The sequence below is a fragment of the Erythrobacter ani genome (assembly GCF_019204025.1).
GTDB classification, from domain to species: domain Bacteria; phylum Pseudomonadota; class Alphaproteobacteria; order Sphingomonadales; family Sphingomonadaceae; genus Erythrobacter; species Erythrobacter ani.
On the sequence record NZ_JAGSPB010000002.1, the window covers coordinates 432,984 to 447,384 of the forward strand.

The window sequence follows — 14,401 nt, forward strand, 5'->3', positions numbered from 1 at the left end:
TTGTTTCGAGTTCAAATTCCCGTTACGCGGCTTTGCATGCGAGATGGGCAGCAAACTAGCGTGAGCGTTCCGCAAGAGCATCGCGTTCAAGATGAGCGGAAGTGGGCAATTGCCTGGCTGCGGGTGAAAGTTCATGCGGACGCCTTGGCGACAGATCCGCGCACCTATCTTCGCGCGGCGTGGTGGTGGGTATTGGGAAAGCGGCTGCGGGCCCGGATCGTGCTGTCACCGCTTCTCGGGCGTTCGCGAAGCGCATATCGGCTCTGGCTTGCGCTCGGTCGGGATAAGCTTGCTGGAAATCAATCCGTCGACGAGCATTCGGTATCGATCATTGCGCTTGTCGAGGATGGAGAGGGTAGGGACCGAACGCTGCAAAGCCTCGCCAGTGAAGGAATCGCCGCAGAGCTCGTCTCGAGCAAGCTGCCAGAAAGATTAGGTGAAATTTTCGCCCACGACGACACTTGGGCGTTGCCAATGTTCAGCGGCGATCTTCTCGCATCGGGCGCTGGAGCGGTGTATCGACAGTCCGCATCGGCAGTCTCGGGCGCCACGCGGCTGATTTTTGCCGACGACGACATCCTTGATGAGAATGGGCACCGGAGCGAGCCTCATCTGAAGCCGGATTGGAACAGCGAACTGTTCCAGCACTTCGATTTTCTGACAGGAGCCGCGATCGTCAGATTGAATGCGGCCACTTTTGCGGAGCTCGCGGAGAGGAATTGGGCTTCGAACCTGATCGCACATGCAGTGCGCGATTGTGAGAGCAAAGGGGCTGAGATCGTCCACGTGCGCAACATCCTTCATCATCGCGTTAGCCGTCCTGATCCGCGGACCGTGCCGCCGCCGAACTTTTCAGACAAAGAGCCTGTCGAACTGCCATCTGTCAGCATCATCATACCTACGCGGAACGGTCTGAAGTTCCTCCGCAAATGTCTGGGTGGACTTGAACGGACGACCTATCCGACCCCGCTTGAAATTATCGTCATAGACAATGGCAGCGACGATCCGGAAACACTCCAATTTCTCGCCGATATCAGGCCTGATTTTGCCAGAGTCTTGCGCGATGACGGCCCGTTCAATTTTGCCGCGTTGAACAACCGCGCGGTCGCGGAAGCGACAGGCGACATGCTGTGTTTCCTCAATAACGACATCGAGATTCTCGATACCGATTGGCTCATGACCCTCGCAAAGCAAGCGCTGCGCGATGATGTGGGAGCGGTAGGTGCATGTCTGCTTTATCCGGACGGCAGAATTCAACATGCCGGAGTGGTCATGGGAATAGGTGGCGGGGCAGCCCACGCTCACCGACTGTTGGCGCCTGGCGAGCGCGGCTATTTTGGCCGGCATTCGCTTCCGCAATACGTCACAGCTGTGACTGCCGCATGTCTGGTGGTCGAGAAGGAAAAGTTCCTCGCCGTAGGCGGCTTCGATGCCGATAATTTTGCCGTCTCTTTCAACGATGTCGATCTCTGCCTAAAGCTCAACCGAAGAGGCTGGCAATCAATGTACGAACCGCGTGCGATCTTGGTGCATCACGAATCTGTATCCCGCGGGCTTGACCGTGACGCTGCGGGGGCTGCGCGGCTTGGGCGCGAGCTCGAAGCGTTGCAGAATCGGTGGAACGAAGCCGTCTGTCACTCTTCCGAGACTGCCGGTGAGCAAGCCGTCGATCCCTTCCATCATCCCTTATTGAGCGCCTATAGCGAGCAATTCGTGCTGCGACTTTGAAAGGTATCGATGTTTGCAAACTCTCTCATGCCGCCGATACCCTCGGAGCGCCTGACGCTGCCAGAAGTCACTATCTGCGCGGCGAGTTCGACCAATGTTGAAGCGACCATCTTGGCGCTCAAAACCAGCCTTGCGTATGTCGAACCGGCTGATGCGATATTGTTTACGGACGTCGATCTGGAGCAGGTCGGGCTCGTGGTCGGCGAAGGAATTCGCGTTGTAAAGATTGGGGAGCTCACCACGTCTGCGGCCTATTCCCAATTCATACTTGAGCAATTGGTCGATCACATCGAGAGCAGTCACTGCTTGGTCGTTCAGTGGGACGGGCACATTATCGATCCCGCTTGCTGGAGTCCTGAATTCCTCGAATACGATTATGTCGGTGCCAGTTGGCCGCAATTTGGCGACGGACATTGCGTCGGGAACGGAGGATTCTCCCTCCGCACTCGCAAGCTGATGGATGCGTGTCGAGCACCCGGTTTCGAAAGCCACCATCCAGAAGATGTGGCCATTTGTCGGACCAACCGTACTCTGCTCGATCAGAGCGGAATACGTTTCGCACCGGTGGAACTGGCAGACAAGTTTGCCGCGGAGCGAGCGAGCGATCCAAGCCGGACCTTTGGCTATCACGGGGTATTCCTGATGCCAAAAGTGTTGGGAGCGGAGGGGTTTTGGGAGGTTTATCTGTCGCTCGACGAAAGGGGCAGCCTGAAACCCGATTTCGGAACGCTGCGCCGCGCTGTGCAACACGGAGAGCATGGCGGACGGCGCTCGTTGCGAATGGTCGGTGATCGTTTGGCGGACATGGTTTTGCCTAAGCGTTGAGCTTTCGATCGCGGTTGATCATCGCATTTACCTTGTTTTACGGACAGGGTTGGCCTAATCGCCACTCATCCGTGCGCGAGGCCTGCCGATGCAAGCTGCAGAACGACGCTAATCCTCAAATATTCTTGGGATATTCATCTGACTGCTGCTAGCCATCGCCGTCATGCCGCGCCACTGTTTTGCGCGCGGTCTCTGAACGCCGCCCTGATTATTACTGAGTGAAACTGATTGCCCATGCATCACGATCCGGAACTCCAACGCCAGGCCGAGGCAACCGTTAAGGAAAATCGGTTCCTGGCTATGTTGCGCCGCTGGCGGTGGTTTTCCGCCTTCGTCTTGCTGCCGTCGCTGTTTGGGATATTGTATTTCGGCTTTATAGCAGCCGATATCTACGTGTCTGAATCGCGGTTTGTCATCAAGGGGCCGGATCAAAAGCAGTCCGGCGGTGGGGCGATCGGTGCTATACTGCAAGGTGGCGGCTTTGGCGGCGGACAAGATCAAGCAAGCGAAATCATTGGCTTTATCCAATCGCGCGATGCCCTGTCCGGTTTGACAGAGAATATTGATGTACGGGGTGCCTTCGCTTCTCAGGAAGCCGATTTTTTTAGCCGCTTTCCTCTCATCCATCAAACTGGTTCGTTTGAAGATCTCTTCACTTATTATGGCTCCATGGTGTCGGCGCTTCCCGACCCGCAAACCGGCCTGACGCAATTGAGCGTTAAGGCCTTCACCCCTGAAGAGGCGCAATCAATCAATCTGGGCCTTCTTCGATTAAGCGAGGAGCTCGTCAATCGTCTAAATCAACGCGTGAACTCACAGGCAATCGACGAGGCTGAGGCGAGAGTGGCTGAAGCTCAAGTGCGAGTTAGGGATGCGCGTATACGATTGGGTGCCTATCGGAACACCGCTGAAATTCTCGACCCACAGCAGCAAGGCTTAGGGGTGCTGGCAGTTTCGGACGGGCTTATTACCCAAGAAGCCGCGCTGCGTGCGCAGTTGACGCAGATTCGGCGTATAGCTGGCGATCATCCCTCGATTCCAGCCCTCGAAGAGCGTATTGCGGCGGTGTCGCAGCAAATCGCATCGCAAACTGCGCGAGCAGTCGGTACGCCAGATGGCCTTGCATCGCGATTGACGGAATACGAGAACCTGATCGTCGAGCAGGAGTTCGCTACCCAATTGCTGACCGTAGCCAATGCAGCGCTTGAGCAAGCTAGGGTGGAGGCCGAGAGGCAACAGTATTACATTGAGCGTGTCGTCGAGCCAAACCTTCCGGACGCAGCCATTCTACCTGCACGATTGAAGAACATCCTTGCCGTGATCTTTGCGTCTCTATGCTTGTACCTCGTAGGATGGATGCTGGCTGTTGGAATTCGCGAGCACGCACCCGAAGAATAGAGTTATGTCAAGTTTCTCAAAAGGATTGAAAGTTCAATTCAGGGTTGCCCATGCCCTAATGGTCCGTGAGCTGATCACGCGTTTCGGTCGAGAAAATATCGGTTTTCTGTGGATCATGGCTGAGCCGCTGCTTTTCGCCGGATTGGTGGGGATCGTTTGGACCTTCCTTCGCGCACCCGACGATAGCGGTATCAGCGTGATTGCGTTTGTGGCGAGCGGTTACATACCCTTGACGTTTTTGCGCCAATCGATTGGTCGTTCAGCTAAAATATTTCAGACCAACGGTTCATTGTTGTATCATCGTCAAGTGAAGGTATTGGATTTTATATTTGTCAGAGTGACTATCGAGGCAATCGGAGCAACTATGGCATACATCTTTGCTGGGATTGTATTGGGGTTCTTGGGCTTCTTCCCGTTCCCTGCTGACATCAGTGCTCTTGTTGGGGGCTGGGCAATCTATATCTTCTTCGTGTTATCAGTCGCAACGTTGCTGGCTCCGTTTTCTGAAATGTCAGAAGCTATTGAGAAGCTCATCCCCATTACTGTCTATATCGCCATCCCTTTTTCGGGGGTCTTTAATTTTGCTGCCTGGCTGCCACCAAATATACGTGAAGCTATGATGTGGTCTCCACTCGTAAGCGGTATGGAATTGATGCGCTACGGTCTCTTTGGTGATCTTGTGACACCGTATTACGACCTACCAAAAGCGCTCGGCATCTCGATCGTCTGCTTGTTGGTAGGATTGGTGTTATGTCGCCGAGTACGTCGAACTCTGGCTCTGGCATGATTCATTGTCGCAATGTCCATAAGACCTATCGAGCAGGCAAGACTGACAAAATTGTACTGGATGGCGTTGATTTCAGCATCAACCCGCGCGACAGGATCGGCTTGCTTGGGCGCAATGGCGCTGGCAAATCCACTCTCATCCGTCTTATCGGCGGTGTAGAGATGCCGACCTCTGGCAAAATCATCAGAAGAATGAGCTGCTCTTGGCCGCTAGGCTTTACTGGCGGATTCCAAGGCAGTCTCACAGGCTATGACAACGCGCGGTTTATCTCTCGTATATATGATAAGCCATATGCGGAGATGCGCGCTTTCGTCGAAGAATTCACCGAGCTCGGCAGCCAGCTCCAAATGCCGGTCAAACGATACTCGTCCGGTATGCGCGCTCGTTTGGCTTTCGCTCTATCTCTCGCCATTGAATTTGAATGTTACCTGATCGACGAGGTCATCATGGTTGGCGACAAGAATTTTCAAGATAAATGCAAGGATGAATTTTTTGAGAAGCGGACGGATAGGGCACTTCTCCTCGCGTCCCATAGCCTCTCAACCGTTCGGCGTTATTGTAACCGGGCCATAGTATTGAAGAACGGAAATGCGACTGTGTATGAAGATGTGAACGAAGCGATTTCCGTTTATGAGGCGCTTTAACCAAAGGTCATCTGGGCGACGGGGAGTGTGTCGATGTTCGTGATCTTCCTCTGCTTCGTTACCAGTATGAACTGGACTGACTTGCACGTTGACAGATTGATGGTTGAAGCGATTGCGAGTCAAGATGCCGGCTGACCATAAATACGATTTAGATATACAGCGGATTTTACGTTCCGAGATCGCCGATCTGACGTACAGACATAAATTGGAGATCGGGTTGATCCACTCCATGTATGCGGTCGCGAATAATGGGCCTGCCAAGGGATTGCCCTCAATAGTCCGTCAATGCGAGCTCGTAAGAAACAGTGAGCTTTTCTGCCACGAATGGTATCAAGACACTTATCAAGAAATTGATCTGAGCGAATTCGAATCTTCGGAACACTATGTGCGTGTCGGAGCGTTCGAAGGGCGTGATCCAGGACCAAACTTTAACACAATGGATTATTATCTCGCAAATCCAGACGCCGCCTTGGCGAGTTGGCCCGCACTGGTTCACTACGCGGAGATTGGAATTTCTGAAGGTCGGCCGCTTGGTTGACGGGGGCGAGCGTTGAACTCGAGACAGAAATCGAAGGGTTCTGGGTTCGAACAAACCGATAGTTTCGAATGGTTGCAGTCGGAGCATAGTGATGGTGTTGATCCCACGAAAAAGGTGCATGCTCTTCATTTGGAGCATTTGCTGTGGCGTGGTTACCGAGATCGTGCCCTACCGCGTTTAAGGGCCTTGCTCGATCACGGACCGGTCACAGAGCGGGCTGCCGCGGGCTGGGTACTGGCCCGTTGGTATTTCGAACTCCAGGATTTCGAGAGCGCTCGCCATGCAATTCTCGCGTTTCATTCTCATACTGACCAAATCCAAGCGATAGCGCATCCAGGCCCTTTTCTTCTCGCTATGGATTTGTTTCTCAAATGTGGCGAACTCGCTGCAGCGCAGTCAATCTTTGAAAAAGGTGTCAAACGTTTTGCTGAGACAAGCGATTTTCATCTAGCTCGTTTCTTGCTGGCCAAGGCGGAGGGAGCGAGCCTTGACGACCTCTCAGTGATCCTTAGCGAAATGTTCTCTCGATCTGGGCTTGCTGCAGTCACGCTCTGCGGGGGTGAGGGCAATCTATTTGATCGACTGAAAGGTATGCCACACTCCGCCCAGCGCCGCGATATTAGCGGCAATCCGTTAGTCAGCGTCATTGTCCCAGTCTTTAATGCGGCTAATGAATTGTCCACAGCAATTGAAGGACTTCAGGCGCAAAGCTGGCGAAATCTTGAAATTCTTCTCGTGAATGACGGTTCGTCGGACGAAAGCCTTTCTGTTGCCCGCGGGGCTGCGTTTCAAGACGAACGAATTAGGGTCATCGACCTCGGCGAGAACCAAGGTGCGTATCTTGCGCGGAACCAGGGCTTTGCAGAGGCCCGAGGAGAGTTTGTCACAGTGCATGACTCTGACGACTGGTCGCATCCACAAAAGATAGAAGAGCAAGTCCTCCCGTTGATCGCTGACAGGACGCTGAAGGCATCAGTCTCACACTGGGTACGCGCGGGTAGTGAACTTGAAATGACCCTCTGGCGCGTGGAGGAGAGTTGGATTCACCGCAACGTTTCATCGTTGATGATCAGGGCTGAGTTAAGGGAAGAACTGGGTTTTTGGGATCGTGTCAGAGTCAACGCTGACACAGAGTATTATTATCGTATCCTTTCTGCTTTCGGCGCCAATGCAATCAGAGAAGTATGTCGAGGGGTGCCGCTTTCATTTGCTCGAACATTGCCTGAATCGCTGACAAGCCAGAGCGCGACGCATTTTCGTACGCAGTTTGGAGGTATAAGGCGGGACTACAATGAGGCAGCGCATGCTTGGCATGGTCAAGCCGCTGAGGCGAGCGAATTGCAGCTAGATCGATGCCCGCCCCATCGACCTTTCCGCATTCCAGAAGCAATAGCGCTGGGCGACCCTGAAGGCCCTGCGAGCGATTATGATCTGCTATCGACGTCTGGGCTATTGGACGAGGAATGGTATCAGATTGCCTATCCTGACGTTCTGGAATCCGGAATAAGCGCCGCGCGTCACTATCTCGAAACGGGCGCCGAAGAAGGGCGCGATCCTGGGCCATTGTTCAGCACGAGCGCCTATCGCGAGGCCTACCAATTGGACGCCAATACAAACCCTCTTCTCGAGCATATCAAAATGGACAGAGAGGACGGGAACGGGCTTCCCAAGTTTGAAGGTGCACTCGCTGAATTGCTCCCCGATACGCCTGTAATTCTCATTTTTGCCCACACGGCAGGCCGAACTCTCTTCGGTGCGGAGCGCAGCTTTCTTGATGTTGTCGCCCGCTTGGTACGCGACGGTTTTGCACCGGTGGTTGTGCTGCCGAGTATGCCAAGCCGCGAATACTTCGACCGACTACGTGCAATTAGTGCCGCAGTCGAAATCTTACCTCAAACTTGGCGTAACGGATTGCATCCCGCCAATTCCACGACGGTAGAAGCGATCCGTGCGATGATTGACAGGTACCGGCCGGATGAGGTGCATGTAAATACGGTCGTTTTGGAAGCACCGCTATTGGCTGCTCGGGCAGAGGCTGTTCCGAGCGTAATGTACGTCCGCGAGCTCCCAGCTGAAGACATGCCTTTGTGTCGCACCTTGAGCATGAACGCCGAAGCTCTACGCCAGGACTTACTCGATCAGGTAGATCGGTTTATAATGCCGTCTGTGCCGGTTCTAGAATGGCTCAATTGCCGGGAACGATGTACCGTCAGGCCAAACGCCGTAGACGGCTCACTATTCGATTTGCCCTATAAGCCGGGCACTGTTCTCAAATTTGCCTTGATAAGTAGCAATATCGAAAAGAAAGGTATCAGGGAATTTGTCGCCGCAGCCAAGACGATTGCATGGATGGGGCAGCCGATCCGTTTTCTCATATTCGGGCCGCCAACATCCGACTTGTCTGCACTGGAACCGCTCCCATCGAACGTTGAGGTCATGGGGTACGCAACTGACCCCAAGGACGCCATCCGTCAGGCGGACGTCGTGCTGAGCCTTTCAAAGTTTGCCGAGAGCTTCGGGCGCACCGTTGCGGAAGCTATGGCAGCCGGGCGACCTGTGATCTGTTATGATCGAGGGGCGCCGCCGACCCTCGTCGTGAGCGGTGAGACCGGTATCGTAATACCGCCGGATTCTGTTTCGTGGATAGTTGATGCGGTTCTCGCATTGGATGCTGCACGGATGCAACTTCGCAAGATGAGCGACGCATGCCGGCGGAGGGCCGAGATGATCCAAGCCAGCGCCTTGGCTTAGTTCGATACAGTTGGATCCGTGTCCGGTTCGTACAGGAGGCTGATTGCGTTGTTTGACTGATCCCACTCAAGATCTCGGACTAGGCATCGAGCATTAGATAAGGTCGCCGACCTTGAAGACTGAGCGATTTTCGAGGCGCCCATTTCGCAGGTAGTGCAACAGGGCCGGTATGCCCTCGTCCGTGACGTCCGGGTTGGCCTTGTGATACTTGAAGGAACTGAATCGCGGCCCTGGATCGCGAAGGTCATATGCTCCGGAAGTCACGAAGTGCCAAACCGGATCGACATCGTCTTGTTGAATGTCCAGGTTGCTTGCCAAGTACCATTCGGTATCGAAAAATCCGGAAGAAGCCACAAGTTCCGCGTCGTTCTTTATTCTTGTTTCGGCGCGCCGGCGCATTTTTAAAAAGAAGGGACGTCCTAAAGCTTTTTGAAATTGGAATTGGGACTTTTTCAGCTGAACTAAGATATGGTCACGCAATTTACTGTCTTCATGCTGGGTCGTATATTGGTGAAAGTCTTTCTCTTTGCATAGAAGCTTCTGTCCTAGTCTAGCATGATCCGTGCGAAGCTCCCCATATCTTTCGTTAATCTCAGTCAGCTTCGCCGCATTATTTCGAGCGTTTGTAGCCAGCTGCTCTTTCAATTCCAAGATTACGCGCGCGTTTTCATTTAGCTCTGATTGAGCAGCCTCCAATTTTGATTGCAATTCGCCTAGTTCTGATCGCAAGCAATCAAGCTCTGTTGCCGACTTTCCAGTGGTGGTAAAATCACCGTCAACACCATCGTTATTCTCAGCCATTATCCGATAATTTTCACATTATGGTTCAAAGCACTTTCCCTCTCAAAACGTAGATCGTTCAAGCACATTCTGTTCCGATCTTCCCTTTATCGATCTCGCATCCCGTGTGTTTTGTAAATTGATTCCTCATGTTTGGACTCAGCTCGCGTGCGGAACGCTCAAAACGACTAGCTGGGCTTTCCCATTTGGTTCACTTGGCTTCTGCTAAGCAAATGGTCTCATGTGTACTTGGCGCTATTTACCTACCAGAAATTCAGTGATCCTTCTCCCGGTGCCAACTCGCTTGTGCCCCCATACGGAGAACGTCACTTCCACCGTGATATGATCGCTTGGCAGCTAGCCATCAATCATTCGGTGAGTATGACCATCGTGTCTTTCCTGAGTCGCAACCGGTATCTTAGTCTTGCTTCAAAGTCTTGACGTGCCAACAGTAGGTGAAATCGAACTACGGACCATTTGGCATGAAACTCTATGGATCGCACTTTGGTCTAACTGTCGCCGCACACCACTCTGTGAGCAATCTACGTAAGAGCGATGGAGGCATCGATACACCGTGCCGTCAAAACCCTTTATGAAGCGACAAGCGTATCGAACATCACCACTCGTTGTCTGGCTGAAATTGGCAGGGCGCGTTTTGCAAGGCAAATTCTCGGCTAAGGATTCGATGTGAAGGTTCTCATGGTTTTCGGCACCCGTCCGGAAGCGATCAAGATGGCGCCGGTTGTTCACCGGCTAAGAAGCGCTCCCGGTATTGAGCTTGATGTGTGCGTAACTGCTCAACATCGTGAAATGCTGGACCAAGTGCTTTCGCTCTTCGATATTTCACCGGATTTCGACCTGGACGTCATGAAGCCCGGACAGGATCTCACCGACATAACTGCAAATATCATCATGGCCTTGCGAGATGTGCTGAAGGATGGAAATTACGATCGTCTCCTTGTGCATGGCGACACGACTACCACGATGGCGGGCGCTCTCGCGGCTTTTTACGCGCAAGTGCCTGTAGGGCATGTCGAGGCAGGGTTGCGCACCGGCAATATGTACGAACCGTGGCCGGAAGAGGCCAATCGGATGATCGTCGGTCGTCTTGCAGATTTGCATTTTGCACCGACCGAAACGGCACGCCAGAGTCTTCTTGCTGAAAATGTAGACGATACGCGCATTGTCGTGACTGGGAACACAGTCATCGATGCCTTGCATCAGGTGGTTGCCAGTTTGGACTCAGACAAAGCGCTCGACGGCGATCTGCGCGCACGCTTTCCTTTCATCGAAGACGGGCGCCGGATGATCCTCGTAACCGGACATCGCCGCGAGAACTTCGGCGAAGGGTTCGAAAACATATGTCGCGCGTTGAAGGAGATCAGCGATCACGGAGATGCGCAAATCGTCTATCCCGTCCATCTCAACCCGAATGTTCAGGCACCGGTGAACCGCATCCTGGGCGATACTACGGACGTTCATTTGATCGAACCGCAGGAATATCTTCCGTTTGTCTGGCTCATGCGACGCTCTCACTTCGTCATCACGGATTCGGGCGGGGTCCAAGAGGAAGCTCCGTCGCTTGGCAAACCGGTCCTGGTCATGCGCAACACGACAGAGCGACCAGAGGCGTTGGATGCGGGCACGGTTCGCCTCGTGGGCACTGACACCGACAAAATTCGCGATGCTGCTCTCACTCTGTTGAATGATGACGACGCCTACACCGCGATGGCGCGGGCTATGAATCCCTATGGGGATGGGAAAGCGGCCGAACGAATTGCGGCGACGCTGACACGCTTGAGCCCAGACAGTTAAAGGAAGATTTGTTGCCTTGGACCATGAGGTTGGGAAACCAGCAGACAAAGTTCAGTGATAAAACAAAATATCAAAGCCTTCCCGACTGCTATCGCCGCCTTAGCGGTAAACTTCACTGCTTCGGTTGAGTGCGGGATGATGCCACGGATCGATGACGTCACGGGTGTTCCAGCGCTGCTGGAAGCATTCAAGTTCTTTTAAGAAACGCTCTAGGTTTTCAGGCGCGTAATCCTGACCGCGCGATTTGCTTTCGTGATGGATGAGCGTCGCTGCCGGCGTGTAGATGTTTTGGAGGCCACGCTCGCGCAGCTTCAGGCAGAGATCGACGTCGTTATACGCGACGGCAAGATGCTCCTCATCGAGTCCGCCAACCGCGTCGAAATGCTCCTTTGCGAGCAACAGGCACGCTGCCGTCACGGCGCTTGCTCCGCGTGCGACGAGAGCTTGCGCGTAATAACCGGGATCGCCTTCGATTAGGCCGCGATGCGCATGGCCGGCTGCGTTTCCGATCCCAATTGCGACACCGGCATGTTGGATTGACCGGTCGGGATAGAGCAATCTGGCGCCGACGGCCCCGACCCCCGGCCGCGATGCTTCGCGCAAGAGTTCGGTCAGCCATTGCGGCTCGACGATTTCGATATCGTTGTTGAGCAAACAGAAATACTCGCCGGAAGCGAAGGTCGCACCGAAATTGTTGATCGCCGAATAGTTGAAAGGATGCGGCCAGCGCACCACGCGAACGCGGTGATCGCGCGCCGCGCTTTCCATGTATTCGAGCGTTTCAGAATCGCGGCTATCGTTGTCCACGATGATCACTTCGATCTCGGAGTAATCGGTGTCGTTCAGCACGCCGTCGACGCAGGGTTTGAGTAGCTCGACCCGGTCGCGGGTGGCGACTATGATGCTCACTAGTGGATGGGTTGCGGGCAGGGGCCAGCGCAACTGAACGGTGCCGAATGGGCCGGATTCGATGGTGTCGAAGCCTGCAACCGTGCCGCCGATGGCCGCCAAGAGCGATGGGGCTTCGACGCACCATTGCCCGGACGCGGTGCGTGCGGTGGCCCTCGGTACGTGCTCAACACCGCCATCAGGTAGACTGATTGCCAAAATCGCGATGAGCTCGAACAGGGTTTGCGGCATCCGGTCGACCTCTCCCTGGATCACAGGCAAAGTCGCACCGACGAGCAATGCGCACGCGCGGCTCACGTAGTCTTGCGACCACAGCATCCGGCGATCGAATTCCGGCTTCAACCAGGCATTGGCGCTCTGGAACCTGGGTGAAAATTCATCTTGGTCACCGTACAGCACTGCAGGAAGTAGATTACCTGTGTGTCGCAGGACATGGGCCGTGTAAGCCGCGACTGCATGGCGGGGCAGGGCATCGCCGACAGCAACAGGGATGAGCCACTCGATCCCAACCTCTTGTGCTTTCAGAAGCGCGGCGCGCACGCCGTCTGCCCGGCTGTTGCCAGTGCCAACGAATATGTGACCACCGGGTTGCCGGTTGGATAGGCCGGTTGCGCCTTCCTCGCTCGTAATCAGGACCTTGGTGCCGGGAACGCTCTGATCGCGAATTGACGCAAGCGTTGCGCGCACTTTCTCGGCGTCATCTTCTCCGGAGAGGTGAAGATGTACGCAGATCGTGATCGTCCGCCCGCGGTCCTTGGCCGCCTCGATCTCAGCCCGGTCGACTTGTCCACAATCGTGCAACCAGCGTTCGTGAGCGAAAGGCATCGCGGCGATCGCATCTTCGAACCGATACCGCGCGCGGAGCTTCTTCCCGATAAGCTTCCACCAACCGACCGCTATCAACCGATCGGGCCTGGTCGCAATCAGCAAAAGCAGGTCCCTCAAGCGCGGTATCGGTCCGCCGTGAGGTGCATCAGCAGCGGCTCGCTGTTTGAATTTGTTTTGCAACGGGCTAGGCCTGACACTGCTTCTTCGATAGAGGAGCGTCCCATACGCTAATCTCGAACGAATTCATCATGAAACTCAAATTGTTTTTATCGACAATTGCGCTCTTTTCGCTTGGCGCATGCGCGACCCTTCCCTCGAGTGGCCCCACTGGCGGCCAGATCAAGGAATCTGCGGAAGAAGCGCAGGACACCGGGTTGAACATCGACATTGTACCGGTCGATTCAATTGCCGCTGTACCTGCGCCCGTCGTTCCTGCGGCGTTGCAGCTGCCCGATCGCGATCCGCCGCCTTCTGACATGATCGGACCGGGCGACTTGCTCTCGATCACAATCTTCGAAGCGGGTGTATCGCTTTTTGCAGGTCAGGGTCGAGCGTCCGGAGATTCCGGCGTATTCGATCCATCCGTTCGCGCGCAGGAGCTTCCACCTCGCCGCGTGGATGATAACGGAATGATCGAAATCCCGTATGTCGGCCGCATTTTCGTGCTCGGAAACACGGTTACGGACGTGCAGGAAAAAATCCGTCTGGGGCTCCGTGGCCTTTCTCAGGATCCGCAGGTTTCTGTCAGTCTCGAAGAAGTTGTGGGCAATTCGATCATCGTCGGAGGAGAGGTTGCCGTACCGGGGCGGCTTGTCCTTCGGACCAATCGCGAGAGCTTCGCAGACGCTATTGCGTTATCGGGCGGTTATCGCGGCGAAGCGAAGGATTTGGTGCTTCTCGTCGAGCGAGGCGAGAATACAGCGAGGCTTCGTCTGAGCGATGTCATGGCGGGTGCCTATAATGGCCTGCGCGCGTATCCGGGTGATCGCCTGACCGTATTGGCGGAGCCGATGACATTCTCCGTTCTGGGTGCATCGGGCCGAGTACAGCAATTGCCTTTCATGCGCGATCAGATGAGCGTCGTCGAAGCGATTGCCATGGCTGGCGGGCCCAATGCAAATGCTGGCAACCCCAAGGCCATTTTTCTGTTCCGCTATGCCGGTGAAGACGGGATGCAGCCGACAGTCTACCATTTCAACATGATGCAGACACCGACGTTTTTCCTCGCGCAGCAGTTTTCCTTGCGCGACGATGATGTGCTCTATTTCGGAAATTCCGCATCTAATCAGCCCCTGCGATTGATCCAGACGATCGGTCAGCTTTTCACGCCAATCGTGACGGCAACCGCTGTGGCCAACAATCTAGAGAACTAGCGCATCGGGAAGAGGTTCGGGAGGC

General features: G+C 54.5%; 11 protein-coding genes. 9 read left to right on the plus strand and 2 right to left on the minus strand.

Annotated features, from left to right (window positions below; genetic code table 11):
• The first annotated feature begins 60 nt into the window (after positions 1–60).
• The 7 genes from KCG45_RS09040 to KCG45_RS09070 all read left to right on the plus strand — a co-directional run bounded on the left by KCG45_RS09040 (position 61) and on the right by KCG45_RS09070 (position 8,671).
• Complete coding sequence (locus KCG45_RS09040) at positions 61–1,728, plus strand: glycosyltransferase family 2 protein (RefSeq protein ID WP_369410764.1); 1,668 nt, start codon at positions 61–63, stop codon at positions 1,726–1,728.
• Positions 1,729–1,755: 27 nt separating this feature from the next.
• Positions 1,756–2,553 carry a DUF5672 family protein gene (locus KCG45_RS09045; protein WP_218316939.1) on the plus strand — a complete coding sequence of 266 codons (798 nt, stop codon included), beginning with the start codon at positions 1,756–1,758 and terminating at the stop codon, positions 2,551–2,553.
• 234 nt (positions 2,554–2,787) lie between these two features.
• Positions 2,788–3,951 carry a KpsE/RkpR family capsule polysaccharide export protein gene (locus KCG45_RS09050; protein WP_218316940.1) on the plus strand — a complete coding sequence of 388 codons (1,164 nt, stop codon included), beginning with the start codon at positions 2,788–2,790 and terminating at the stop codon, positions 3,949–3,951.
• Positions 3,952–3,955: 4 nt separating this feature from the next.
• Entirely contained in the window at positions 3,956–4,738 is a 783-nt protein-coding gene (locus KCG45_RS09055) for an ABC transporter permease (protein ID WP_218316941.1), read from the plus strand.
• Positions 4,735–5,382 carry an ABC transporter ATP-binding protein gene (locus tag KCG45_RS09060; RefSeq protein ID WP_218317606.1) on the plus strand — a complete coding sequence of 216 codons (648 nt, stop codon included), beginning with the start codon at positions 4,735–4,737 and terminating at the stop codon, positions 5,380–5,382. Before KCG45_RS09055 ends, KCG45_RS09060 begins: the two co-directional genes overlap by 4 nt.
• Before the next feature lie 124 nt (positions 5,383–5,506).
• The gene (locus KCG45_RS09065) at positions 5,507–5,920 is read left to right on the plus strand and encodes a hypothetical protein (protein ID WP_218316942.1); all 414 of its coding nucleotides are present in this window, start codon (positions 5,507–5,509) and stop codon (positions 5,918–5,920) included.
• A gap of 12 nt (positions 5,921–5,932) precedes the next feature.
• Positions 5,933–8,671, plus strand: a complete 2,739-nt coding sequence (locus tag KCG45_RS09070) for a glycosyltransferase (RefSeq protein WP_218316943.1) — start codon at positions 5,933–5,935, stop codon at positions 8,669–8,671.
• Between the two features lie 93 nt (positions 8,672–8,764).
• On the opposite strand, the gene KCG45_RS09075 is transcribed toward KCG45_RS09070, so the two are convergent.
• Positions 8,765–9,472 (minus strand): hypothetical protein, encoded by a 708-nt coding sequence (locus tag KCG45_RS09075; RefSeq protein WP_218316944.1) that lies wholly within the window; start codon positions 9,470–9,472, stop codon positions 8,765–8,767.
• Between the two features lie 666 nt (positions 9,473–10,138).
• Here KCG45_RS09075 and wecB point away from each other — a divergent pair.
• The gene (gene wecB / locus KCG45_RS09080) at positions 10,139–11,266 is read left to right on the plus strand and encodes a non-hydrolyzing UDP-N-acetylglucosamine 2-epimerase (RefSeq protein ID WP_369410765.1); all 1,128 of its coding nucleotides are present in this window, start codon (positions 10,139–10,141) and stop codon (positions 11,264–11,266) included.
• 99 nt (positions 11,267–11,365) lie between these two features.
• On the opposite strand, the gene KCG45_RS09085 is transcribed toward wecB, so the two are convergent.
• The gene (locus KCG45_RS09085) at positions 11,366–13,105 is read right to left on the minus strand and encodes a glycosyltransferase family 2 protein (RefSeq protein ID WP_218316945.1); all 1,740 of its coding nucleotides are present in this window, start codon (positions 13,103–13,105) and stop codon (positions 11,366–11,368) included.
• Between the two features lie 146 nt (positions 13,106–13,251).
• Between KCG45_RS09085 and KCG45_RS09090 the strand changes: the two genes are divergently transcribed.
• A complete protein-coding gene (locus tag KCG45_RS09090) occupies positions 13,252–14,376 on the plus strand; it encodes a polysaccharide biosynthesis/export family protein (protein WP_218316946.1) in 1,125 nt (374 codons plus the stop codon).
• Positions 14,377–14,401 lie beyond the last annotated feature (25 nt).